General features: G+C 63.0%; 21 protein-coding genes and 2 pseudogenes. 11 read left to right on the forward strand and 12 right to left on the reverse strand.

Annotated features, from left to right (window positions below; all coding sequences use genetic code 11):
- Positions 1-90 precede the first annotated feature (90 nt).
- Positions 91-1,251 carry an iron-containing alcohol dehydrogenase gene (locus tag ACFTZB_RS21295; RefSeq protein WP_378433916.1) on the reverse strand — a complete coding sequence of 387 codons (1,161 nt, stop codon included), beginning with the start codon at positions 1,249-1,251 and terminating at the stop codon, positions 91-93.
- An 11-nt stretch (positions 1,252-1,262) separates the two neighbouring features.
- The gene (locus ACFTZB_RS21300) at positions 1,263-2,753 is read right to left on the reverse strand and encodes a CoA-acylating methylmalonate-semialdehyde dehydrogenase (RefSeq protein ID WP_378433917.1); all 1,491 of its coding nucleotides are present in this window, start codon (positions 2,751-2,753) and stop codon (positions 1,263-1,265) included.
- Positions 2,754-2,866: 113 nt separating this feature from the next.
- Between ACFTZB_RS21300 and ACFTZB_RS21305 the strand changes: the two genes are divergently transcribed.
- From ACFTZB_RS21305 to ACFTZB_RS21315, 3 genes are all read left to right on the forward strand, one after another.
- Complete coding sequence (locus tag ACFTZB_RS21305) at positions 2,867-3,766, forward strand: LysR family transcriptional regulator (protein ID WP_378433918.1); 900 nt, start codon at positions 2,867-2,869, stop codon at positions 3,764-3,766.
- A 306-nt stretch (positions 3,767-4,072) separates the two neighbouring features.
- A complete protein-coding gene (locus ACFTZB_RS21310; RefSeq protein ID WP_378433919.1) occupies positions 4,073-4,714 on the forward strand; it encodes a LysE family translocator in 642 nt (213 codons plus the stop codon).
- Between the two features lie 748 nt (positions 4,715-5,462).
- Complete coding sequence (locus ACFTZB_RS21315; protein ID WP_378433920.1) at positions 5,463-6,182, forward strand: GntR family transcriptional regulator; 720 nt, start codon at positions 5,463-5,465, stop codon at positions 6,180-6,182.
- A gap of 523 nt (positions 6,183-6,705) precedes the next feature.
- On the opposite strand, the pseudogene ACFTZB_RS21320 reads toward ACFTZB_RS21315, so the two are convergent.
- Positions 6,706-7,582, reverse strand: a pseudogene (locus ACFTZB_RS21320) (IS5 family transposase).
- A gap of 628 nt (positions 7,583-8,210) precedes the next feature.
- Between ACFTZB_RS21320 and ACFTZB_RS21325 the strand changes: the two are divergent.
- Positions 8,211-8,420: pseudogene (locus ACFTZB_RS21325) on the forward strand (transposase); the annotation flags it as partial.
- 700 nt (positions 8,421-9,120) lie between these two features.
- Here the strand turns inward: ACFTZB_RS21325 and ACFTZB_RS21330 are convergent.
- The 7 genes from ACFTZB_RS21330 to ACFTZB_RS21360 form a co-directional block, all read right to left on the reverse strand.
- On the reverse strand, positions 9,121-9,879 hold the full coding sequence (locus ACFTZB_RS21330; protein WP_378433921.1) for an SDR family NAD(P)-dependent oxidoreductase: 759 nt from the start codon (positions 9,877-9,879) through the stop codon (positions 9,121-9,123).
- Between the two features lie 292 nt (positions 9,880-10,171).
- Positions 10,172-10,966 carry a 2-keto-4-pentenoate hydratase gene (locus ACFTZB_RS21335; RefSeq protein WP_378433922.1) on the reverse strand — a complete coding sequence of 265 codons (795 nt, stop codon included), beginning with the start codon at positions 10,964-10,966 and terminating at the stop codon, positions 10,172-10,174.
- Positions 10,967-11,056: 90 nt separating this feature from the next.
- Positions 11,057-11,395, reverse strand: coding sequence for a WhiB family transcriptional regulator (locus tag ACFTZB_RS21340; protein ID WP_378433923.1), 339 nt, complete (start codon positions 11,393-11,395; stop codon positions 11,057-11,059).
- A 221-nt stretch (positions 11,396-11,616) separates the two neighbouring features.
- Positions 11,617-13,350, reverse strand: coding sequence for an IlvD/Edd family dehydratase (locus ACFTZB_RS21345; protein WP_378433924.1), 1,734 nt, complete (start codon positions 13,348-13,350; stop codon positions 11,617-11,619).
- A gap of 134 nt (positions 13,351-13,484) precedes the next feature.
- On the reverse strand, positions 13,485-14,849 hold the full coding sequence (locus tag ACFTZB_RS21350) for an MFS transporter (protein WP_378433925.1): 1,365 nt from the start codon (positions 14,847-14,849) through the stop codon (positions 13,485-13,487).
- 157 nt (positions 14,850-15,006) lie between these two features.
- Positions 15,007-15,852, reverse strand: a complete 846-nt coding sequence (locus ACFTZB_RS21355) for a fumarylacetoacetate hydrolase family protein (RefSeq protein ID WP_378433926.1) — start codon at positions 15,850-15,852, stop codon at positions 15,007-15,009.
- Between the two features lie 278 nt (positions 15,853-16,130).
- Positions 16,131-16,817, reverse strand: coding sequence for a GntR family transcriptional regulator (locus ACFTZB_RS21360; RefSeq protein WP_378433927.1), 687 nt, complete (start codon positions 16,815-16,817; stop codon positions 16,131-16,133).
- A 329-nt stretch (positions 16,818-17,146) separates the two neighbouring features.
- Here ACFTZB_RS21360 and ACFTZB_RS21365 point away from each other — a divergent pair, with 329 nt between their 5' ends.
- Entirely contained in the window at positions 17,147-17,656 is a 510-nt protein-coding gene (locus ACFTZB_RS21365; protein WP_378433928.1) for a transposase, read from the forward strand.
- A 274-nt stretch (positions 17,657-17,930) separates the two neighbouring features.
- Here the strand turns inward: ACFTZB_RS21365 and ACFTZB_RS21370 are convergent, their stop codons facing one another.
- On the reverse strand, positions 17,931-19,136 hold the full coding sequence (locus tag ACFTZB_RS21370; protein ID WP_378433929.1) for an MFS transporter: 1,206 nt from the start codon (positions 19,134-19,136) through the stop codon (positions 17,931-17,933).
- A gap of 166 nt (positions 19,137-19,302) precedes the next feature.
- Positions 19,303-19,971 carry a helix-turn-helix domain-containing protein gene (locus tag ACFTZB_RS21375; protein ID WP_378433930.1) on the reverse strand — a complete coding sequence of 223 codons (669 nt, stop codon included), beginning with the start codon at positions 19,969-19,971 and terminating at the stop codon, positions 19,303-19,305.
- A 238-nt stretch (positions 19,972-20,209) separates the two neighbouring features.
- On the opposite strand from ACFTZB_RS21375, the gene ACFTZB_RS21380 reads away from it, so the two are divergent.
- From ACFTZB_RS21380 to ACFTZB_RS21405, 6 genes are all read left to right on the forward strand, one after another.
- The gene (locus tag ACFTZB_RS21380; protein ID WP_378433931.1) at positions 20,210-21,061 is read left to right on the forward strand and encodes a sugar phosphate isomerase/epimerase family protein; all 852 of its coding nucleotides are present in this window, start codon (positions 20,210-20,212) and stop codon (positions 21,059-21,061) included.
- A gap of 44 nt (positions 21,062-21,105) precedes the next feature.
- Positions 21,106-21,831, forward strand: a complete 726-nt coding sequence (locus ACFTZB_RS21385) for an SDR family NAD(P)-dependent oxidoreductase (protein WP_378433932.1) — start codon at positions 21,106-21,108, stop codon at positions 21,829-21,831.
- 14 nt (positions 21,832-21,845) lie between these two features.
- On the forward strand, positions 21,846-22,763 hold the full coding sequence (locus ACFTZB_RS21390; RefSeq protein ID WP_378433933.1) for an intradiol ring-cleavage dioxygenase: 918 nt from the start codon (positions 21,846-21,848) through the stop codon (positions 22,761-22,763).
- Positions 22,760-23,836, forward strand: a complete 1,077-nt coding sequence (locus ACFTZB_RS21395; RefSeq protein WP_378433934.1) for a maleylacetate reductase — start codon at positions 22,760-22,762, stop codon at positions 23,834-23,836. The genes ACFTZB_RS21390 and ACFTZB_RS21395 overlap by 4 nt, the downstream gene beginning before the upstream one ends.
- 40 nt (positions 23,837-23,876) lie before the next feature.
- Positions 23,877-24,263 carry a nuclear transport factor 2 family protein gene (locus ACFTZB_RS21400; RefSeq protein ID WP_378433935.1) on the forward strand — a complete coding sequence of 129 codons (387 nt, stop codon included), beginning with the start codon at positions 23,877-23,879 and terminating at the stop codon, positions 24,261-24,263.
- Between the two features lie 76 nt (positions 24,264-24,339).
- A complete protein-coding gene (locus ACFTZB_RS21405; RefSeq protein WP_378433936.1) occupies positions 24,340-25,122 on the forward strand; it encodes an SDR family NAD(P)-dependent oxidoreductase in 783 nt (260 codons plus the stop codon).
- Positions 25,123-25,159 lie beyond the last annotated feature (37 nt).

Here is a 25,159-nt window from a genome sequence, read left to right on the forward strand (position 1 = left end):
GCGGGCGGCAACGTCGATCGACGTTTCACGTCTCGTGTTCGGTGTATCTGGTCGACGTGGTGGCGTCGATCGATGGGTACTTTGCGAGTCTTACTCGTACACCTCGGCGTACAGCGTTTCGATCTCGCTGGCGGTGGGCACGACGGGGTTGTTGCCGGGCGATCCGGACTCCAGCGCCTGCCGCGCCATGAGCGGAATCAGGTTGTCCCACTTCCCACGGTCGATTCCGTAGGCGAGCGGTGTCGGCACCTTCAGGTCGTGGCACAGCTCCGTCAGCGCATCGACGAGGAACTGCGCGGCGGTGACGTCGCTCGTCGACTCGGAAGCCACGCCATATGCTCGCGCACAGTCGGCGTAGCGACTTTCCGCGCCCTTCACCGAGAACCTGGTGATCGCGGGGAGCAGCATGGCGTTCGACAGTCCGTGTGCGACGTGGAAGTGGGCTCCGATCGGCCGGCTCATTCCGTGGACGAGGGCGACGCTGGCGTTGGAGAACGCCATGCCGGCCTGGGTGGAGGCGATCATCATCGCCTCCCGCGCGGTGCGGTCTTCGCCGTCCGCGTAGGCCGTTCTGATGTTCTTGCCGATGGTGCGGATCGCGGCGAGAGCGAGCCCGTCGGAGAACGGGTTCGCCTTCCGGCTCACGTATGCCTCGATCGCGTGGGTGAGCGCGTCGACTCCGGTGTCCGCGGTGAGCCGCGGCGGCATCGAGATCGTCAGTTCGAAGTCGACGATCGCGGCGATCGGCAGGAACGATAGCCCGGGGCACAGCATCTTCTCGTCGGAGGCGCTGTCGCTGATCACGGTGAACTGCGTCGCCTCGGAGCCGCTGCCGGCAGTCGTGGGGACGGCGATGATCGGCAGGGCCTTCCCGGTGTACACGTGCGGCGCCTTGTACGAGCGCATCTCGCCGCCGTTCGCGGACAGCACGGCCAGGGCCTTCGCGGTGTCCATCGGGCTACCGCCGCCGAACCCGATCACCGAGTCCGCGTTGTGCGCGGTGACCGCGCGGAGTCCGTCCTCGAGGGAATCGGTGGTCGGGTCGGGGACGGTTCCGTCGAACAGCAGCGGTTCCTTGCCCGCAGCGCGGAGAATATCCAGGATGCGGTCGGCGGCACCGGTCGAGACCAGGTACTTGTCGGTGACCAGGATCGGCCTGTGCAGACCCAGTTGATCGACAACGGAGCCGATCTCGTCGAGGGCGCCGGCGCCGATGCGGGCGAACCGGGGAAGTGCGATCTGTGTGCTCATGTCGAGAGTCCTCAGTTGTTCTGGGGGAAGCCGAGGTTGATGCCGCCGTGGCTGGGGTCGAGCCAGCGGGTGGTGACGACCTTGCCGCGGGTGAAGAAGTGCACGCCTTCGGCGCCGTGGGCGTGGGTGTCGCCGAACAGCGAGTTCTTCCAGCCGCCGAAGGAGTAGTACGCGGTCGGGACCGGGATCGGGACGTTGATGCCGACCATGCCGACCTCGACCTCGTTCTGGAACCGGCGGGCGGCGCCGCCGTCGTTGGTGAAGATCGCGGTGCCGTTGCCGAACGGACCGGAGTTGATGAGGTCGAGGGCCTCGTCGTAGCTCTCGACCCGCACCACGGACAGGACGGGTCCGAAGATTTCGTCGGTGTAGACGGACATGTCGGTGGTGACGTGGTCGATCAGGGTCGGTCCGAGCCAGAATCCGTCCTCGCCGCCGTTGGCCTGCACCTGCCGGCCGTCGACGACGATGGTGGCGCCGTCCTTCTCGCCGGCGTCGATGTAGGACGCGACCTTGTCGCGGTGCGTCTTCGTCACCAGCGGGCCCATGTCGGAGTCTTTGGTGCCGTCGCCGATCTTGAGGGTGTCGGTGCGCTCCTTGATCTTGGCGACCAACTCGTCGGCGATGTCGCCGACCGCGACCAGGGCGGAGATGGCCATGCAGCGCTCACCGGCGGACCCGAACCCGGCGTTGACCATGGCGTCGGCGGCCAGGTCCAGGTCGGCGTCCGGCAGGACGATGGCGTGGTTCTTCGCCCCACCCAAGGCCTGGACGCGCTTGCCGTGGGCGGTGCCGGTGGCGTACACGTACTGGGCGATCGGGGTGGAGCCGACGAAGGAGATCGCCTTGACGGCGGGGTTCGTCAGCAGTTCGTCGACGGACGTCTTGTCGCCTTGCAGGACGTTGAACACGCCGGCGGGCAGGCCGGCCTCGGCCCAGAGTTCGGCGATCCAGAGTGCGGCGGACGGGTCCTTCTCGCTGGGCTTGAGGATGACGGTGTTGCCGGCGGCGATGGCGATGGGGAAGAACCACATCGGGACCATGGCGGGGAAGTTGAACGGGGAGATGATGCCGACCGGGCCGAGGGGCTGGCGGATGGAGGCGACGTCGATGTTGGTGGACGCGTTCTCGGTCATCCCGCCCTTGAGCAGATGCGCGATGCCACAAGCGAATTCGACGACCTCCTGGCCGCGGGAGACCTCGCCCAATGCGTCGGAGACGACCTTGCCGTGCTCGGAGGTGATGATCTCCGCGAGTTCGCCCTTGCGCTCGTTGAGCAGTTCGCGGAACTTGAAGATGATCGCGGTGCGCTTGGCCAGCGAGGTGTCACGCCACGCGGGGAAGGCGGCCGCGGCGGAGTCGATCACCGCGCGGGCATCCTCGACGCTGGCCAGGGCGACCTGACCGGTGACCTCGCCCGTCGCCGGGTTCGTGACCGGTGCGGTGTTGCCGCTGGTGCCGGGGTAAGGCTTGTTGTTGATCCAATGCGCGACAGTGGGCATGGTGTTTCACTCCTGAGAAGGTGGGGGTTGCCATCGAGTCTGCTGCGCAACAATGCATGCGTCAACGAGTAAAATGGCATTGGCAAATGCAGAATTGCAGATATGGTGTGGTCATGTTCACCGCAGACAACATGCGATACCTGCTCGAGTTGTCGCGGACGGGGCGTCTCGCGGACGCGGCGAAGCGCCTCGGCGTCGACCAGACCACCGTCTCGCGGAAGATATCCCGCCTCGAGAAGGACACCGGAATCCGGCTCTTCGACCGTGGTGCCTCCGGTTGGCAGCTCACCGAGGTGGGACGCCGGCTGGTTCCCTACGCAGAGTCTGTGGAATCGACACTGCTCGCCGCCCTCGAAGCGACCTCGTCGGTGTCGGCCGGGGCGCTGAACGGCACCGTGCGGATCCTCACGCCGGACGGGTTCGGCGCCTTCGTTCTGGTGCCGGGATTGGCGTCGGTGCGAGCCGAGCACCCGGACCTGTTCACCGAACTGCTCACCTCGACCACCCACGACCTGCTGACCGGGCGCGACTTCGACATCGCCGTCACCCTCGAACGACCCTCGCCGCGATCGGTGGTGGTTAGCAAACTGGCCGACTACGACCTGCGCCTGTATGCGTCGCGGCAGTACCTCGACACGCACGACGCCATCACCTCGCTCGACGACCTCCACGGGCACACGCTGATCTGGTACGTTGACGCCTTCCTCGACGTCGAACCGCTCCGCATTCTCGACCGGCTGCTCCCGGACAGCCGCGCACACATCCAGACCAACAACATCGCCGGGCACTACCAGGCCGTCAAGCACGGCGTGGGAATCGCGCCGCTGCCGAGCTACATCGGGGCGCTGGACAACGACCTGGTCGCCGTGCTCCCCGCCGAGTTCGTCGCCCACCGCACCTACTGGCTCGTGGTGCCACGGGAACTGACGCGACTCGCACGGGTGAAGGCGATCACCGAGGCACTCTTAGGCATCATCGCGAAGAATCCCGCGCTACGCGGCGACGGCGAGTAGCGCTTCAATACCTGGAGAATGCTCAATCGCGAAAATCTCACCACCAGACTGAGGAATGCCCTGGTGCAGGGCACGGGATCACAGGCGGGTATCAACGAATTCCGGGGTTATTGCTCAACGGGTCGGCGGTGCGAGCGTGACATGCATCGGTGGGACAGTGCTTCTGTAGAGCACGGAGTGGGCCGTCGGTTGCCGTGTGCGGCGTGTTCTCCGCGCGGTGACCGACGACTCCAGTGTGTGTTCCAGTGGCGAATCACGCAGGTCCAACGACTAATTCATGCGTGATTGCAGGGGTAGGTTATTTGGATGTTCGAACAGATTCTGACATTCACCGTCGCGTCCCTGCTGATCATCGTGATTCCCGGCCCTGACTTCCTCTTGTTGGTGCGGAATACAGTTCGCGGTGGCAACGTCGGGGCCGTGTGGACTGCGACGGGGATCATGGTAGGCAACGCAGTGCTCGCCGCGGTCGCGGCAGTCGGACTCACTGCTTTGTTGCTTACATCGACGACCGTGTTCGCCGCAGTTCGGATCGCGGGTGGTGTTTACCTGGCCTATCTGGGCGTTCAAGCTCTGCGCTCGTACCTACGTCTGCGGAGTGCTCGATCCGAACGAAACCATGAACACAACGACCAGGTCGTTCCCGAATCAACCATCAGTCCCCGCACAAGCTTTCGTCAGGGACTGCTCTGCAACGTGCTGAACCCGAAGGTTGCAGCCTTCTACGTCTCGTTGTTTCCGCAATTCGATCTGACGCCGTTCACGCAGCACGCGCTCCTTGCCTGCATGTTCTGGGGCCTTGCCTTGCTGTGGTACATCACCGTGGTGGTCTTTCTCGGTCGTCTAGGACGGTCTCTGCGATCTCCGGTGTTCGCACGACGTACGGAAGGCGTTGCAGGCAGCGCTCTCATCGGGCTGGGCGGATACATTCTCACGCGTCCTGTCTAGGTTGCTACATAGTGCGCATCAGACGAGGGGCCGTGCCGTGAAACAAAGTTCGATCGTTCCGCCGACCCATACGCTTCCGGTTTCGTCCAAGGTGGCGTTACCTGCGCGGTCGAGTTTCGTTTCTTGCGAGATGCGGCAAGCGTCGGTGAACTCGCCCGCGCGGATGAGCCATTGACCATCGAGGCAGGCATCGACCCGCAGACCAAGCCCGTCACGGGAGCGAACGTGCGCCTTTCGAAGGCGTAATCGGATGTATCGGGGTGCGCGCCTATAGCGCCCACCACCGTGTCCGGGATCAGCGAGAGCTCTGGCGACAGGTCGAGAACTTCCTGCGTGGTGGACAGACGAACGGCCGCCCAGCTGGGGGCGTTGTCCACCTACCGGTGCGAGTGCACCCGCCGCCGTTCGATGCCGAACGCGGCGGGAATGCGACCCAGGTAGGCGTCATCAAGCCCGCCCGTGCGGCAGGTGGGTGAAGCGACGAACGGCAAGTCTCTGCCCGGCAGCAAGAACTCGGAAACCGGAAGGCTTCGCGGCAGGTTGCTCCACAACGAGGGCAGCCGAGACCTCAGTCCATCGCCGCACCTTGCGCGTCGACGGCTTGCTGGACGCGCATGCGCCGGTGGCGATCAGGTGGCGCCGCATCTCGTGGCCTGCTGCGATGCCGTCTCGCATGAGCTAGTCATTTCAATTTTCGAAAATCGGAATGACTTGCGACTATTCGGCCCTCCGGCTAAAATCGGAGGCCATGGCAAAGGACGGACAGTCGGTGACGCGCGCCGCCGCTGTACATCAACAAATGCGCAGCGATATTTTCAGTGGAACGCTGCAGCCAGGCGACCGATTGAAGTTCCAGAAGGTGTGCGAGCGGTACCAGACTTCGGTCGGGGCCGCTCGCGAGGCCCTCACGCGTCTAGTGGCGGAAGGCCTCGTCCAGTCCCAGCCCAACGTCGGCTACACGGTGACGCCCCTGTCGATTGAGGATCTGAACGACCTCACCGAAGCTCGCGTTGAGTTGGAGTGCCTGGCCCTGCGTAAAGCCATTGAAAACGGTGACCGACACTGGGAAGCCAATCTCGTTGCAGCACACCACCTGCTCGCCAATACGCCCTTCGGATCCGGAACTGAGCCATGGCACACTGACGAGTGGGGTTCCGCGCACACTGCATTCCACTTTGCTCTGATCGCCCGATGCCCGAACCGCCGTATTCTACAGATGGCTCGAAGCCTCCGCGAGGAGGCCGGTCTCTATCAGCGGTGGTCGGAAAGCTTTCGGCCCTCCCATCGCGACGTGGCCGCAGAACATCTAGCAATCCTTGAGGCGACGTTAGCCCGAGACGCGGACCGGGCTTCTACTTTGCTCAAAAACCATTTGCGGCAAACTGCTCGTTTGATTATAGAATCAAACGTTATCCAGGATGGGCAATACATCGGCAAGAATTCGGGACCGGTTGCTGATATCGCTTAAAGTCAGGAGACGGAAATGATGGGCTACCGAGGCTAGCTGGTGCTTTGCTCTAGCAGCGTGGAATGGGATGCCCAGCACGGCAAAATGCCAGACTAGCTCATATTCGAAGCCTCGGTAGCAGTTCCTGCGTGATATTGCGGAAATCACTTCCGGACCATTCTCGGGGATCAAGAACTTCTTCCTTCGAGATAAGTTTCCTGCGTCTGCAACCATCCATTGCAGCGTGTCATTGTTCGCTTGGATCATGGGGCGAAGGCCAGGCAGGCCGACATCAAGAAATCGCAGTGAGGGAATATCGAGCAGAGCCTCGGCGTACCCCAAAAAAAGCTGCCGGAAAGTCCTCCAGACCTCAATAGGCGATGGGAGTGGAGATATCGCCCGGACACCGGTGAACGGCTCGACGCCCGACGCGAGGCGTAGGCTGTTGGTTGCGTCCACCAGAGTGTGTATGAATCGGATCCGAATCTGGCCGGCGTGTCGTAGCCCTATGAAGGCCGGCCATCGCGTGACTAGAGCGTGTCTGCTATTTGCGGACGCGGTGATGGATGACGAGCGCAGCGAAGAGTACGCCACCGAGAAAGGTGGTGGCGTACTTGTCGTAACGAGTGGCGATGCCACGCCACTGCTTCAGACGCCCGAAACCACGCTCGACGGTATTGCGTTCGCGGTACCGGTCCTTGTCGAACGCCGGCGGCCGACCCCCTTCCGATCCCTTCGCCTTGCGACGTCGGATCTGGTCACGGCGTTCGGGGATGGTGTGGGAGATCCTGCGTTCCCGCAGGTGCTTTCGGGTGCTCGGGTGCGAGTACGCCTTGTCGGCCAGCAGGCGGAACGCTTCGGTGTCGTGAGCGCGGTGCGCGTCGAGCAGCGGCGCCAGGTAGGGGTTGTCGCCCGCCTGTCCCGGCGAGATCAGCAGCGTCAACGGGCAGCAGAACGTGTCGGTGAGAGCGTGGATCTTGGTGCTCAGCCCGCCGCGGGAGCGGCCGAGTGCGTGGTCGGCGGGTTCATTGGCCAGATTCTTGTCATTCGACCGAGCCCCCTGTGTGGGCATCGGTCAGGGCACCGGCGGAGTGCTGGTGGGCGCGGACGATGGTCGAGTCGATCGACAGCAGACGTTCGAGCTGTTCTTCACGTTCGGGGGCCGCGGCCCGTACGGCGGCGAACATCCGGATATAGGTGCCGTCGTCGGACCAGCGGCGATGTCGTTCCCAGATCGATTGCCACGGGCCGAAGTATTCGGGCAGATCGCGCCACGGTGACCCGGTTCGGAACCGCCAAGCGATCCCGTCGAGCGTCAACCGATGGTCATTCCACGGACGTCCCCGCCGACCAGCCAGTGCGGGGAGGACGGGCTCGATCACAGCCCACAAATCATCGGAGATCTCATCGGCGCGCAACACTCACCCAGCATCACGCATCAATCCCCGAACATTAAGCAGACACGCTCTAGTCGAGAGACTGCCCAGAGTCACTCGATGAAGGACCACACGATGGCCACTGTCCCACGATATCGACCTGGGTCGCGCATACGTCAGGCCGCCGAACTCGCCAATGCCGGTACGAGCCTGCAGGAGTTGATGGGGCTGCCCGTGCACGACTTCTCCAGATGGCACTCCGCTTCGCCACCGTCGCATCGCCGACGTTGCGCGACGCCTACGACCAGGCCATGCGGCAAGGTGCGCCGCCGGCTCACCCCTCACTCCGGTCGGCAAGGAGATCGTCCCCGGCACCGTCAGCTGGCTCGGCAGCGAGATGCACACAACCCGCCTCGCCCACGGCTACTGCTCTCGGCACGAAGCGACCGGAGCCTGTCCCTATGCCAAATCTGCGAGACCTGCGTATCTTCGTCGCCGGACCCGCGACGCGCTCGAGGCGCAACGCACGACGTCCAGGCACTCGAAGCCGACGCCCGCTACCGCGGCGGGCCCGACGACGCCGCCCGCCACCACCGCGCTGCAGACGCCCAGGCCGACCATCGCCAGATCCCCAGTCTGCGATTGACCCGCACACGAAGGTCGGTTAAAAGTGAGACTCAACAAGGAGATCCGGTGGCGGACCGATTTCGTCGGGATCTTCCCCGACCGCGCTGCCCTGATCCGGCTCGTCGGAGCTGTCCTGGTCGAGCAGCACGACGTGGATCGAGGCCCGCCGCTACCTCGGCCTCGACGTCTTGGCCCGCTCCCTCGGGTGGCCGGCACCACCACCGAACCACCTCAGGAGGTGACTCGGCGGCTTTGACCGCATAACCACCCACGAGGAGTCACGCGAAACTTCGTACACCACCTTACGGGACTTGACCTAGCTGCTCCGCCGACGACTGCTGGGTTCGTTGTCCCCGGACACGGGGTCGCGGCACCACACCAGGGAGACCCGATCCGCTCCCACATTCCGGCCAGCATGTCATCGGCTTTGATTCCGGAGTCCAGCGGTGCCCGCATATAAGGTCCGTGGACCATAGACGCGGACAGCCTTGACGACCGTGTTGTGGGAAATACCAAGCCGTGCCGCTATCGACCTCATCGATTTCACCCTCGGCCAGCTCCAACCGCCGAAGTCCTCCGCTGGTCACCCATCCCAATCGTTTGGAACATGTGGTTCAGTGCCCGATCGCCACCGACACCGGGGTTTCCGTCGGCATGAACCTTCGCTCTGCTGCTTGGCTCAGTGAGAGCGGAATTGTCAGTGCCCGACAGGTGTCGCTCACCTGTGGTGAGGGCACGGATCCGACACCTCGCCTAGTCGCAACATTCCTACCGCCGTCAAGTCAAAGAGAATGCATACCAGCAAACCTGATAAGCGGCAGAGGATTTGCGATTCACACCTTCCGACAACTATTGCTGGTCGTAGTCTCGCTCGTATGCGGGTAGCCCCTCACTACGCGCGATGAGGTGTGCCATGGCGATCTTCGGCCAACTGAACCACCTCGGACGGTGGTCGTCTAGTACGTGGAGCGTCCACCTGAGAGGTCGAACACCGCCCCGGTCGTGAACGAGCAGTCCGGGCTGCACATCCAGGCGACCATTGCGGCGACTTCGTCGACTTCTCCGAGACGCCCCATGGGAATCTTGCTCTTCATGTAGTCGACGAACTCATCTGTGCTCTGATTCAGCAACGGTGTGTTGATGGCCGCCGGAGTGATGCAGTTGACCAGGACGCCGCTTTGCGCCAGTTCCTTCCCGACGGCTTTAGTGAGAGCGATGACCCCGCCCTTGCTGGCGGCGTATGCTGAAGCACTCGGATTTCCTTCCTTTCCGGCCACCGATGCCACGTTGGCGATACGTCCCCAGCCGTTGTCAAGAAGGAACGGGATGACCGCCCTGGTGGCGTGATAGGTTCCGTGCAAATTGATGTCGATAACGCGCTTCCATTCGTCGAGCGGGTACTCCCAGGAGTTCGCGTTAAGTCCGGCAATGCCGGCGCTGTTGACCAGAATGTCGATCTTTCCGTGTGAGGATGCCGCTCGTTTGGCTGCCTGTTCGACAGCGGCCGGGTCCAGGATGTCGATGACGTCTGCTTCGGCGCTCCCGCCGGCAACTGCGTTGAGTTCGTTAAGAGCTTCCTCAACCGCGACGGCATTGTTGTCCCAGATGCGGACTTTGGCACCAGCCTGCACAAACTTCCGCGCGATGCCGAATCCGATTCCGGAGGCTGCGCCGGTGACGATGGCGCTGCGTCCGTGAAGGTCGATGGTGTTCATGGGTGTCCTCCCAAGGTCGGCAGAAGATCGATGTTAAAGGCGTGGATGCCCTGCTTCTGAATGGTGTCGCCGGATATCATGTACACAGGCCCGGCTGTATGCCCATGTTTGCGGGGCCTTGTCCGCTCGCCAGGCAAAAGCCTCTTGGCCATATCTTGTCTGGTCTCATCGCAGCATCAATGCTGAACTGGTTGCCGTGTGATGGACAGACGCGAATCTGCGCATGGACCACGGCAGGGGCATTTTGCCGTTAGGTGATTGATCCCCGGGGTAGCGATGATGTGTCCTAAATTCAATTGTTTGAGAAGGAAACCGACGCGACGCCAAGTCCCTCGATGTGAGATTCAAAGCGGTCACCGGGGCGGGCTTCGACCATGGGGCCGAGGGCGCCGGTGAGAATGGCATCGCCGGCGCGCAGTGGCGTTCCGAGTTTCTTGAGAGTTCGGGCCAGCCACACTGCAGCGTTGATGGGATGCCCCAGAGAATCATCGCCGCGGCCTGTCGAAACGATTTCGCCGTTACGGCGTAACGTCATCGCACAGTTGGCGAGGTCCCCTCCAAGGATCGGTTGAGGAGAAGCACCGAGAACGTAGAGTCCTGCTGCGGCGTTGTCGGCAACGGTGTCAGCGATCCTGATGTCCCAGTTGGTGAGCCGGCAGTCAACAACTTCAATGGCAGCGATCGCAAAGCCTGTGGCCCGCAGTACGTCGCTGAAGTTCACTGTGTCCTGGTCCAGGTCTTTGTCCAGCACGATCATGATTTCGGCTTCGACGCGAGGCTTGATGAGTCGGCTCATCGGTATTTCGCTACCGTGTCCGTATTCCATGTCCGCGAAGAGCGTGCCGAAGTCCGGCTCGAACACTCCTTGCTGGGCCTGAACCGATTTGGCGGTAAGTCCGATCTTGCGCCCGGAAATACGACGTCCTGCCCTACGCTGCCGTTCAATGTTGAACTGCTGGACAGCGTAGGCGCTTTCGATGTCATCTGCAGGAATGATGTCGCGGATAGGGGCGCATGGCTGCAGGGACTGCTCCGCGATCCAGAGGCGCTCGGCTGCCTGTTCGATGATTTGTGGTGAAACGGGCATTATGGTCCTTACCATGTTGTCGAGGTGGCTAAAGCGTTCGGTGTACGTCGGCGCAGAATGCCTCGAGTTTCCTGATACCCACTCGAAGTGTTATTTCCGGCGCTGTGTGTGTTGCCCACTGGGTTCGACGCCGATGTGTTCCCCGTCAAGGTTCGAGATCAGATGACGCCTTTCCGCGCTTGTGAGCCCACCCCAAACTCCATAAGGCTCCTTGTAATCGAGTGCGTACTCCCGGCATTGTTCGATGACCGGGCACTGGGCACAAACGAGCTTCGCTTCCGATTCGAGTCTTCTGAGTGCCGGGCCTCGAAGATTTTGCGACGGAAAGAACATTCGACTCGGCATGGCCCGGCACGCTCCCCTGTACTGCCACGACCATTCGTCTATGCGCGGCGGGGGCAACTGCACAGCAGGGAAGTGTTTGCGCACCGAACGAGATCCTCTCGGTTGCCTCGGCTAAGAGTTAGAGAACAACTTGCCGTGCAGCGGTCCCCTCTGGAGGAAGACCGCTGCACATCAAGGGTGGGTCGAGGATGTCAGCTGTCCCACATCCGAAGGACGTGTCCTCACCTGCGATCTCGTAACTGTTGATCAACAGATCGTCCGGGGGTACCGGCAGCTTCAACGGCGCCTACAGTCTGACCGAGTCGCTAGTGCGACTCACGGGGGACAGCGCTACCGGACTTTCCTGCTAGGAAGTCGAAGTCAGCGCCCTCAGAGGCCTGCATGACATGGCTATGATACAGGCGAATGTACCCGCGGTCGAACGGGTTGCCCGGATCCTGCCATTGTTTCTTCCGCTCCTCGAGCTCCTCTTCGGGGACCTCGAGATCGAGGCGACGGTTGGGGACGTCGACACTGATGATGTCGCCGTCACGGACGAAGGCGAGTGGACCGCCGACTGCTGCTTCCGGGGAAACGTGCAAGATCACCGTTCCGTAGGCGGTACCGCTCATGCGGCCATCGGAGATACGGATGATGTCGTCGATCCCTTTGTCCAACAACTTCTTCGGCACCGGTACGTTCGCTACCTCAGGCATCCCGGGATACCCTTTGGGGCCGGCGTTGCGGATGACGAGGACGGTGTTCTCGTCCACATCGAGATCGTCGTCGGCGCAGACCGCGTAGTAGTCGGCGACGTCGTCGAATACCTTTGCCGGTCCGCGGTGTTGAAGCAGCCGCTCGGTGGCTGCCGACTGTTTTACCACTGCAGTGTCGGGTGCCAACGTTCCTCGCAACACTGCGGTTCCACTGCCGACCGGACGGAACGGCTTGTCCGCCGGAGTGATCACATCCGTGTTGAAGTTCTCGGCTCCGGCGATGTTCTCTCCCAACGATCGTCCGGTCACCGTCAGAGGGGTGAGGTCGAGCAGATCGCCGAGTTCGTTCATCAACGCAGGCAATCCGCCGGCATAGCAGAAGTCCTCCATGAGGTACTTCCCGCTCGGCTGCAGATTGACCAGCGTGGGAACATCGCGTGTGTAGCGGTCGAAGTCGTCGAGATCGAGTTTGAGTCCGGCCCGTTTTGCAATGGCGATCAAATGAACGACGGCGTTGGTGGATCCCCCGATTGCCGCGTTTACCCGGATCGCGTTGATGAAGGCAGCTTCGGTCAACAGGTCGGACGGCTTGAGATCCTCGGACACCATCTCCACGATGCGTCGCCCACTCTGTTCGGCTGCGGCATGTCGTCGTGCATCGACGGCGGGCCATGAAGACGCGTTGGGCAACTGCATACCCAAGGATTCGACGATGCTGGCCATGGTCGAAGCAGTGCCCATCGTCGAGCAGGTTCCCAGTGACCGTGCTCCACATCGTTCGATGAAGAAGCACTCTTCCTCGGTCATCCGGCCGGCGAGCATGTCTTCCTCGGCTCGCCAGACGAGGGTGCCGTTGCCGACATCGTTGCCGCGGTACTTACCGTTTAGCTGTGGGCCATTGGTCAGCATGATCGCGGGTAGATCGACGCTGATCGCGGCCATCAACAGGCCGGGTGTGGTCTTGTCGCAACCCGAGAGCAACACGACGCCGTCGAGTGGGTGTGCGCGGATGGATTCCTCCGCCTGCATTGCAAGGAGATTCCGGTACATCATGGTCGTCGGACGCATCAGGGGTTCGGCGAGTGCCATGTTGGGAAACTCCAGGGGGAATCCCCCGGCTTGCCACACCCCGCGTTTGACCGCCTCGGCGAGTTGCTGCTGGCTCGCGTTGCACGTCGAGAGGTCGGACCACGTCGTGGCGATTCCGATGACCGGACGGCCATCGAATACTTGGTCGCCGTAGCCCTGGTTCTTCAGTCCCGACCTGGCGATGATCGCACCTCGGCTGTGGCCGCCGAACCAATCTGTGCTCCGCATGAATCCATCTCCTTCTGAGAGGGTCAAAACATTTAATAGTTAACAACTTGCGATCCGTGCGTCCGCTCTTCGAGGTCGCAACGACTCGCATCGGTGCCTCGTCCGTGCACTTTCGGAACACGGACGAGGGCGGACAAGCATGGACTGACTGCCCATCTCGATCAGGGATGCCGGACCGGAACGTCTGCGACTGCTTGGGTTCCGTTCGTCGACTTCGGATCGTTCGTGGTGCGTGGGGTGCGGAAGCACAACAAGATTATGATGCAGAGTGCGAACGAGACGATCGGAACATACAGGGTAGCACCGACATTGGTGGGTGATGCGCTTTTTCCGACGAGGTACGGGCCGATGAATCCGCCGAGGTTGCCGACCGAGTTGACCACGGCGATTCCGACGGCTGCATGTTGCGCAGGGATGTTCTTGCTCACCAGAGCCCAGAAGGGTGCGATGTAGCCGAATCCGCCGATGGCGAAGATCGACAGACATATCATCGCGATCATTGGGTCATGTCGGAAGGCAATCGCTCCGCCCAACGCTACTGTCGATAGGGCCAGCACTGCCGCAACGTGATATTTGCGTTCGCCTGTCTTGTCCGAGTGTCGGGCGATGATCAGCATTGCAATCGCGCCGACGATGTACGGAATGGCGGCTACGAATCCGATGTTGGTGGCCGAGTAGCTGGGGTCGAGTTGCTTGACGATCGACGGTAGGAAGAAGTTGAAGCCGAACAGGCCGGCGGTCGCGGTGAGGTAGATGGCGGCAAGATGGAGCACGCGTGGATTTCGTAGTGCACGCAGCTGTGCTCGCGGGCTTTCGTCCACCGGAGGACCTTGTTCCTTGGTCAGTTCGCCTTCGAGCCACGAGCGTTCTTGGTGTGTGAGCCAGCGGGCGTTCTTGGGGCCATCGGGAAGATAGAAGTAGGTCACCACACCCATCACGATTGCCGGTGCGCCCTGGAGGATGAAGATCCAGCGCCAGCTGCTGAGTCCGAACCAGTCGACGTACTCCAGGATAAAGCCAGCTGTCACTGCTCCGACGATGTATGCGATCGGTTGCGCGAGCGTGAAGAAGGCGACTGCGCGAGCCCGGTCCTGTGAACGGAACCAGAACGTCAAGTAGAGAAGCATGCCAGGAAAGAATCCTGCTTCTGCTATGCCGAGAAGGATACGTGCTCCGTACAGCATGGGGATGCTGTTGACGAATCCTGTTGCGACAATGACTATGCCCCAAGAGAATACGATTCGAGCGATCCACTTTCGCGCGCCTACGATGCGGAGCATCATATTGCTGGGTACTTCGAAGAAGAAGTAGCCGATGAAGAAGATCGCAGCCGCCAGACCGAAGGTCGCAGCGGTCAGGGCCATCTCTGTTTCCATGCCGAGGCGAGCGTAGCTGATGTTCACTCGGTCCAGGAAGTTGAGGATGTACAGGACCGTGATGAAGGGGAGGATTCGCAGGCTGACCTTGGTCACGGTTCTTTTCGCAAGTGCGTTCTGCTGCTGTGAGTCTGAGGTAGAGCTGTCCATAGCGGCCTCCTTGGCGCTACCGGGGGATAGGCGGGCTCGTCGTGCAAAGCCCGCAGGTGCATGCATGAGCATGCGGCCCACTCAAGGATGCTGCGCCGGAACCTAATTGGTCGATGCTCCGTACAGCGTCGGTGAGCAACAAGTTGAGGGGTGTGGGTCAGACGAATCGCTGGTTGAGTTCACCGATGCCTTCGACCCAGCTGCGGAGATGCTCGCCGGGCTGCAACCATCGCTGCGGGGTTCGGCCGAGACCGACGCCCGCAGGAGTGCCCGTGAAGACGAGATCTCCAGGCAGGAGGGTGACTCCCGCGGATAGTTCGGCGATCAGGCGGGGAACGCTGTAGATCAGGTCACTTGTTCGTGCGCGTTGAACCTCGACACCGTCGATGGTGCACCCGATCTCGAGATCGTCTCGATCGGCAAACTCGTCGGGCGTGACCAACCACGGCCCCGTTGGTCCGAAGCCAGCACGTGACTTTGCGAATCCGAACTGCGGCAGTGGTCCCTGCAGCTGGGCGATTCGTTCGGAAATATCTTGTCCCACAGTCAAACCCGCGACGAACGACCATGCGTCGGAAGCGTCGACGTTCGCTGCTCGCTTTCCGATCACGGCCACCAACTCAACCTCCCAGTCCGTGTGCCCGCCCTCAGGAAGGTCCACCGTGGTGTCGGGCCCGGTCAAGCAGGTCTGGAACTTGGAGAAGACCGGCGGCAATCCAGTGGGTGACTCCACTCCTGATTCGGCGGCGTGATCGTGGTAGTTCAACCCGATCGCGAAGATCTGACGGGGCGCAGGCGATGGCGGGCCCAGTAGCGCGCGGTCGAGGTCGACCTTGCCGTCCGCGAGCTCAGCGGTCGCCGCCCATGCGGTGAAATCATCCCAAACATCCAGTACGGCAGCGGGCTCCGGCCCGAAAGTGCCGTGGCTTGCCTTCGCGACGTCGTAGCCGGCGTTGTCGGCGGCGATCAATGTCGCGCGTCCGTCGTAGTTGCCGAAACGCATGGGTGGTTCTCCTCAGGTTGTAGTGTGGAAGTTTGTTCGACCGGTGTGGGCGCGATGCAAACAGGTCGGGTGACTCGTCCGGGGCGGGGATTGCCGTCCGGCACGCAATGAGGGCGCCGTGTGAGTGAGCTACAGCTCACTGCGGGCGGGGCACGATCGGAATCACACTGTGACTGTAATCCTACACATTTGCGTACGTCAACCAGATATTCGAATATTTGTGGATATACGAACCGTACGGTTCGGGACTGCGTGCCTTCGGAACTGTGTGTCTAAGTTCAGGCGGGCACCCGTGGCGCGGCCTCACCCTTTGCGGTCAGCAGCCGAGCAGTGTGCTCGAGGTGGTCTTTGAGCAGGCCAACAGCGGTATCGGCATCCCTGGCCAGTGCAGCGTCCATGATAGCCCGGTGCTCTGCATCGATGTCTCGCGTCGACTGACGCACGGTTTCGGACCAACGCTGATACAAGCCGGCTTCTTCGCGGAGTCCGCGCGCGATCCGAAGGATACGGCGGTTCGGGCACTGAGAGATCAGCGCGAAGTGAAAATCATTGTGAGCGGTTGCCCATTCATCGGTGTGCCAGGGATCCGATGCTGTGGCAAACGGAGTTCTGAGCAGCAGGTGATGCGAAGCCACGACGTCGGCTTCCCACCTGTGGTCTGCGTGCGCGATTGCTTTGCTCAATGCCAAGCATTCCAGTTCCACGCGCGCTTCGGTGAGGTCATTGAGGTCATCGAGAGACAAAGTCGTCACTGTGTAACCGACATTCGGTTGTGACTGCACAAGGCCTTCGGTGACCAGCAGGGTCAATGCCTCGCGGGCGGCGCCGACGGAAGTCTGATACCGCTTGCAGAGTGGTTGGAACTTCAGGCGCTCTCCCGGTGTCAACCTCCCAGCGAAAATATCGCTCCGCATCTGCTTGTGCACAGCAGACGCGCGTGTGATTGGGTTTCCATCCTTCGCCATAGTCGCTGATCCTAGTTGGACGTGAGGAAATGGCCGTTCTCGCCGTGCTGTCAGTGGCCGAACCCAATTCCTGGGCCTTGATGTGGGTGTTTGTCAACGCGTAGATCGGCAGCTACTGCTGACACGGCATGCAGTTCGTCGTATCGTGCACGGCCGACGGTTTTGTGGGACAGCTCGAAGGCCTCGGTGGCCAGCGTCTGGAGCCGTTCGGCGTCGCTGGGTTGCAGGTCGATCACCAGCAGTTGCAGCGGTTCGTAACCACCTCGCCGCGGGAGGTGACATCGGTGCGGAAACGATGTCGCGCAAGGAATGTGATCTGATCACCTTGGATGCGTGGGTCATCGGTCGTCGCAGGGTTCATCAAGGGCGGCGACCGCTCCCCGGGCGTGGCCCGGCAGCACTTGTGCACCCTCGGCGAGGTCGGCAACTGCCAGATCGCGGTCAGTTTGCACGCCGCCTCCGACTCTGCGTCCACCCCGCTGGACTGGCGGTTGTTCCTGCCCGAGATCTGGGACGATCGTTCCGGCACCGACCCGGCGCGGTCACTGCGTCACTGTCCGCCGGCGATGTTCCGCGATTATCGACGCCTAGCGCCACCGGCCCAAATGGGCGATAGCGATCGAGATGACCGAGTGGGTGGCACCCCGCCGATCGCGGTCGCAGACGCCGGCTACGGCGGCACCACCGCATTCCGGCTCGCGTTGATCGAACGGCCATCGAATTCGGCCGCCTACAGCAGCCGCGGGTGCCCGCCGAACACCCCCGCTACGGGACCCCACACGACCTGCAAGGACCTCATCCTCGCCGCCGGACGCAAGTCCGTGCGCACCGTGACCTGAAGCAAGGGATACCGCTGGACGCCGATTAACCACCGGACAAAGGACTCCGTGGACGCCATGCCGTTCCTCGCGGTGGGCATCGAGTGCGGTCCTCGGGGCTCTCGCTGGACTCGTTGTCGCGCACCGTGGTTGGCTGACACTACCGAATTAACCCTCGAAGATGCCCTCGGGGTTCCCGGTCGTCGTCAGTTTCATGGTGAACGGGATGGTTATGGCGCGCCTCATTCTCCAAAATGTACGTTCTCCGGCGAACGTGACGTTTCTCATCCGGGTGTTAGTCGTGTCGTTCGGTGAGAAAGTATCCGAGGGCGAGGACGGGCAGCGCCGCTCCGGTGAGTGCGGTGACCGTCCATCCGTGGTGCGCGTAGACGTATCCCCCGATTGCTGAGCCGACGCCGCCGCCGGCGAAGAATATGGCCATGTACAGGCCGTTGAGTCGAGCCCGTAGTTGGGGGCCGAGGCTGTAGATCGCGCGTTGTCCGAGCACCACATTGGTCATGACGCCGAAGTCGAGCAGAATTGCCGCACCGACGAGGATCGCGAGCCCAAGGGCGGACCCGGTAGGGGCAGCGGCCGCAGCGAGCAGCGCAACCAGGACACAGACGATGGCGATCCGCGTCCATGACCGAGTTCGGTTGCGGTCGGCCATTCTGCCGGCGATCGGTGACGCGACGGCTCCGGCGGCTCCGGCGAGGGCGAACAGTGCGACTCCGCTTTGGGACAGCCCGAACGCGTCGCTGGTCAGCAGCAGCGGAACGGCGGTCCAGAAGAGGCTGAACGTCCCGAACAGGCAGGCGTGGTAGAGCGCGCGGCGACGCAGGACCGGGGTGTCGCGCACGAGGCGGGGTAGGGAGGCCAGCAGTGCGCCGTAACCCGCGGTGTGTTCGGGTCGCCGGGCGGGCATCGTGAATCGGATCGCGGCGGCGATCATCACCACGAGGACAGCGGACAGGACGTAAACGGCTCGCCAGGACCACACGCTCGCAACGAGGCTCGCGGCGGGACGGGCCAGCATGATCCCAATCGTGACTCCGCCCATGACCGTGCCGATGATCCGGCCACGCTGGTGTTCGGGTGCGTAGTGCGAGGTGAAGGGAACCAACACCTGGACTGCGACCGCGGCGAGCCCGATGAGTGCGGACGTCACCAGGAAGGGAATGGGCGCCTTGACGAAGACTGCTGCGGCGAGGACCACCGTTTCGGCGGCGAGGAGGACCGTTACCAGGGTGCGGTTCTCGTAGAGATCACCGAGCGGCACGACAAGGAGAAGTCCCAGGCCGTAGCCGATCTGGGTGAGTGTGACGATCAGTCCAGCCGACTGTGCAGACAGGCCGAGCGATGCACTGATCTCGCCGACTAGTGGCTGTGCGTAGTAGAGATTGGCGACCACTACCGCGCAGGCGGTTGCGATCAGCAGCACGAGCCAGGTTGGCATGGCCGCACGGCTCTCGGTGGCCGGGAAGGTATCGGCTCGGGGCATCGAGGAGGTTCCTCTCGAAAAACGACAGATATGCGCACCGTTGGACGGTCATTCGTGGGATGCGGTGCGCACAACACGCGGCCCTAGGACACCCTCAACGTCGGTGAAGGTGACGAACCGGCAGTTGCGATCGTCCGGGGTGTGAGGACAGGCAGGCAGGCAGGTACTACCTGAATGTGGGCAGATGGGTGCGGCCCTGGCTGCTTCCGTTGACGGTCCGCATCGCTTCGAGCAGCGATTTGACGTCGGCGGTGGGGGTCGCGCTGTCGAAGACGAACCAGACGCCGCGGGCGGGGACCGTGCCCGGGTTGTAGAACAGGTGAGGCCGGCTCGAGTCGAAGCAGAACGAGTCGCCGGGGCGCAGGTCGTGTTCGTCGAAGTCGAGCCGGAGCCGGAGGGTGCCTTCGAGGATGTAGGCGAATTCGGCTCCGTCGTGGCGCATCTGTTTGCCGTCGACGGAGCTGGATGCGCCGACCTCGTAGGTGACGTAGAGCGGTTCGATCTCGGTGTGACCTCCGGTGGCCAGGCGCTGCCAGGTGACTCCGTTCTCCATTTCGAGGACGGGGTTGTCCGCGGCGCGCTGGATACCGGCCGCGGCGTCGCGGTCCTGCGGGAGTTCGATGTCGAGACCGCTGCGACCGGACACTATTTGGTCGAGGGAGACCTCGAGCACGGTCGCGAGACCGAACAGTGTTTTCACCGACGGCTGGGTTTTTCCGTTCTCCACCTGCGAGAGCAGGCTGGTGGAGATGCTGAGCTGATCGGCGACCTGGCGCAGTGACAGTTTCTTGTCCAGGCGTGCCCGCTTCAAGGCGACGCCAATTTCCTCTTCCATCACTGTGCCCCGTTCTGTGTGTCTGACACTCGATATCCACTCTGGCTTAACTTCGGCCGACGTGCAACACCGCAGTTCATCGCCTGATGTTGACAATCACACTACACGACTTGCATGATTGGAGTCACAAAATTAAGCCATGATGAATTACCGAGTTGGTCGGTCTGGCATCGTCGTGAACCTGCGCACCGCCGCAGGACGCAATCCATGCAACCCTCTCTGGAAGGAAGAATTGATAATGAGCAAGATCGAATTGATCGCGGGCACGTGGACGACCGCCGGTGATGCCGACGCCGGCAACGCGGAGAACGATCGCAGTCCGCATAGCTTCCATGAGCGCATCGAGGTGGCCGCGAAGGCAGGATTCACCGGTGTAGGCATTGGTTACCTGGATCTTCTCGATGCCGAACAGCAGTATGGGTTCCCCACCGTCAAGACCATGCTCGCCGACAACGGCATCGCCCACCTCGAACTCGAGTTCCTGGAGAACTGGTTCCTCACCGACGAGCGTCGCGGCGCCGCGGACGAGATTCGCGCGAACATGTTCCGAGCGGCCGAGGCCCTCGGCGCCCGCCACATCAAGGTCGGCGGCGACTTCAGCGGTGGTGAATTCGACGCGGACCACATGGCGGCCGAGTTCGTGAAGCTCTCCACCGACGCTGCAAACGCGGGAACCACGGTGGTGTTCGAGCCGATGCCGTTCGTCAACGTCAAGACCCCGCAGCAGGCACTCGAATTCATCGCCAAGGCAGATCACCCCGCCGGCGGGTTGCTGCTCGACATCTGGCACGTCGCGCGCGCCGGCGTCGACTTCGACACCCTGTCCGAGATCCCGGCGAAGTACATCTTCGATGTCGAACTCGACGATGCCCCGTTGACGTTCGAAGGTGACCTCATCGCCGACACCTTCAACGGTCGCCGGCTCCCCGGTGAGGGCGAACTCGACGTCCAAGGCTTCGTCGACGCCATCCGTAAGACCGGCTACGACGGCATCTACGGGGTGGAGATCCTGTCCGCCGCGTACCGCAAGCTCCCGATCAGCGAAGCCGTTCCCGCCGCCTACGAAGCGTCGATGAAGTACCTGCGCTGACCTGACCGGATAACGACCGAACACTGAAAGAAGAGGACATCGCAATGGCGCGGTTGGAACAGAAGGTAGCTATCGTCACCGGCGGGGCCCGCGGTATCGGCCGCGCCACGGCGGAACTGTTCGCCGAGGAAGGCGCGAGGGTGGTGGTCGGCGACTTGCGCGAGCCGGAGCCGTTCGATCACCCGAACATCACCTTCACCTCACTCGACGTCACCCAGCTCGACAGCTGGCAGGGGCTCGTCGACTCGGTGATCGCCGCCCATGGGCGTATCGACATCCTTGTCAACAACGCCGGCCTCGTCGGCTCCTACGAGGCGATCGACAAGATCGACCTCAACGACTGGCACAACATCATCGCGGTGAACCAGACCGGGGTCTTCTACGGCATGCGTTCGGTCCTGCCGACGATGCAGGCTCAGCACTCCGGCGCGATCGTCAACGTCTCGTCGATCTGGGGCATCGTCGGCGCCGCCGGGGTCTCGGCCTACCAGGCCAGTAAGGCCGCGGTGCGGATGATGAGCAAGAACGCCGCCCTGTCGTACGTCGGGGACGGCATCCGGGTCAATTCCCTGCATCCGGGTCTGGCGAGCACCCCGATGATTGACGCTCAGGACGACGCGATCACCGCCGACGTGATCGCCGCAACCCCGATGAAGCGTGCTGCCAATCCCCGCGAAATTGCCTATGGCGCACTGTTCCTCGCCAGCGACGAGGCCAGCTACGTCACCGGCATCGAACTGCCGGTCGACGGCGGCTACACCGCACCGTGAAAGGAGTTGAACCGATGACCAATCGTGGACTGTTCACCGAAGGACGCTCGGCGGAGGTGGTGATCGACAGCCTCGGAGCCGACACCGATCCCCGGCTGCGGCAGGTACTCACCTCCCTGATCCACCACCTGCACGACTTCGTCAAAGACGTTCAGCTCACCGAAGACGAGTGGAACAAGGGCATCGAATTCCTCACCCGCACCGGTCACACCTGCAACAACGTCCGGCAGGAGTTCATCCTGCTCTCCGACGTACTGGGAGTGTCGATGCTGGTGGAGACGATCAACCACCGCGCCCTCGACCACGCCACCGAGCAGACCGTCCTGGGCCCGTTCCACATGGTCGACTCCCCGCCGCGCGAACTCGGCGACACCATCGCCCTCGACGAAGGCGGCGAACCCTGCCTGGTCACCGGACAGGTCCGCAGCGCGGACGGCACCCCCCTGGCCGGGGCGAGCGTCGACGTCTGGCAGGCCAACGCCGAAGGCTTCTACGACGTCCAGCAACCCGACATCCAGCCGGAACTGAACTTGCGCGGATTGTTCACCACCGACGACGAGGGCAAGTTCTGGTTCCGCTCGATCGTTCCCCGGTACTACCCCATCCCCGACGACGGGCCCGTGGGGGAGCTGCTGGCGATCACCGGCCGCCATCCCAACCGGCCGGCGCACGTGCACTTCATCGTCACCGCCGCCGGCCACGAACCGGTCACCACCCACCTGTTCGTCGACGGCACACCCTATATCGACTCCGATGTCGTCTTCGGGGTGAAGGAGAGCCTGATCCGGGAGTTTCCGGTGGTCGACGACCCGGACCGCGCCCGCGAACTCGGGTTCGAAAATCCCTTCCGCACGGTCCATTTCGGTGTGACCCTGCTCGAATCCGACGTACGAGAGCCCGCAACCGAGGTACGAGAGGCAGTCCGACCGTGACGTTCACCAACTCCTTCCACTACCAGGCCCTGCCGATGCGGGTGAGCTTCGAGGTCGGCGCGGTGACCAAGGTCGGGGAGGAACTCGACCGCCTCGGGCTGAGCCGGGCGCTGGTCCTGTGCACCCCCGAGCAGAACCACCTGGCCGATCTCGTCATGGATCACCTCGGTGATCGCGGTGCCGGCGTGTTCGACCAGGCTCGCATGCATGTTCCGGTCGAGACCGCGGATCGCGCCCGGGACCGGGCCCGCGAACTCGGCGCGGACAGCTGTGTGGTGATCGGTGGCGGTTCCTCGATCGGCCTCGGCAAGGCGATAGCCCTCGAACATGGGCTGCCGATCATCGCGATCCCCACCACCTACGCCGGCTCGGAAATGACCCCGATCTGGGGGCTGACCCGCGACGGGCGCAAGAAAACCGGGCGCGATCCGAAGGTGCTGCCGCAGAGCGTCATCTACGATCCGCAGCTGACCACCACGCTGCCGGCGGAGATCTCGGCCGCCAGCGGGCTCAACGCGGTCGCGCACGCCGTCGAGGCGCTCTACGCCCCGGACGCCTCGCCGATCATCTCGCTGACGGCCGAAGAGGGAGTACGCGCCTTCGCCGAATCGCTGCCCGCGGTGGTCGCAGACGGCGACGATCTCGACGCCCGCTCGAAAGCCCTGTACGGCGCGTGGCTGTGCGGCGCCTGCCTGGGGGCGACCACAATGTCGCTGCACCACAAGCTCTGCCACGTCCTCGGCGGATCCCTCGACCTGCCGCACGCCCAGACCCACGCGATCGTGCTGCCCTACGTGCTGGCCTACAACGAAACCCACGCCCCGGCCGCGCGCGCCGCGCTCCAGCGGGCCCTCGGCACCGGCGGTGACCCGTCGACCGCGCTGTGGAAACTCGAGCAGCAACTGCAGATCCCGCACTCGCTCGACGAACTGGGCGTGCGCGAAACCCAACTCCCTGCCGTCATCGACGAGGTCCTGTCCAACCCCTACTCGAACCCGACCCCGGTCACCGAGAACGGACTGCGCCACCTCCTCGGCCAGGCTCTGCACGGCGGCCGTCCCACCCGCCGATGACCCGGTACAACACCCACCCCTGAACAGCACAGGAGCCGACGTGACAGCTACCCACGACGCGACAACCACCATCCGAGACCTCGAAAACGCCCGCTACCGGGCGATCGTCGACCAGGACCTCGCCCGGTTCGCCGAGCTCAGCCACCCCGACCTGGCCTACTCGCACTCCTCCGGCGACACCGACAGCCTCGACTCCTACCTCGACAAGGTGCGGTCCGGCTACTACGTCTATCACGACATCGACCACCCCATCGACTTCATCCGGATCGTCGACGACGTCGCGCTCGTCATCGGTGAGATGAACGCCAGCATCACCGCCGGCGGGCGCGAGAAGAAGCTGCGCAACCGGTGCCTGGCGGTGTGGAAGAACACCGACGAGGGCTGGCGCTTCCTCGCCTACCAGCCCACCCCGGTGCCCACCGCATAGCACCCTCACCCCAACTCCTGCGTGCACCCGGCGTGCCGAGGAGTCCACCCCACCCGAACACCAGATTGGATTTCCCATGTCCACCCTCGATAACAAGATCGCCATTGTCACCGGCGCCAGCCGCGGACTCGGTGAGGGCATCGCCGTCGAACTCGCCCGGCGCGGTGCCACCGTGGTCTGCGCCGACCTGCACAGCGCGGAGGAGACCGCCGCCACGCTGCAGTCCGCCGGCAGCCCGAAGAGCAGCTCCGCCAAGGTCGACGTCTCCAGTGCGGCATCGGTGGACGAGTTGGTCGGTTCCACTGTCGAGACGCACGGGCGCCTGGACATCATGGTCAACAACGCCGGCATTTACACCTATGGTGCAATCGCCGACGTCAGCGACGAAGACTTCCGCCGCACCATGGACGTCAACATCGGCGGCGTCTTCAACGGTTCCCGTGCGGCCGCCCGGGTGATGAAGGAGCAAAAGTCGGGGCGGATCATCAACACTGCCTCCCAGCTCGGCAAGCTCGCTCGCCCCAACGAGGGGGTCTACTCCGCATCGAAGGCGGCTGTCATCTTGATGACGCAGGCCCTCGGGCTAGAGCTGGCGCCCTACAACATCACCGTCAACGCCATCTGCCCCGGCTGCATGCACACCGAGATGATGGAGAAGTCGTTCGCGGAAATCGCTCAGAGCGAAGGAATTACGCTCGAGCAGAAGATGCAGGACTACCTCGACGCCCGGATCCCCACCGGACGTTTCGGCACTCTCGAGGACATGGGCCGAATGGTCGCCTGGCTCGCCTCCGACGAGGCCTCGTTCACCACCGGTTCCGCTCTCAACCTCACCGGCGGCGAGCAGGTCTTCTTCTAGACCTCGGCCCCTCGGCGCAGACACCGCGGTGGTAACC

The organism is Rhodococcus sp. NPDC057014 (genome assembly GCF_042673295.1).
GTDB lineage: Bacteria > Actinomycetota > Actinomycetes > Mycobacteriales > Mycobacteriaceae > Rhodococcus_F.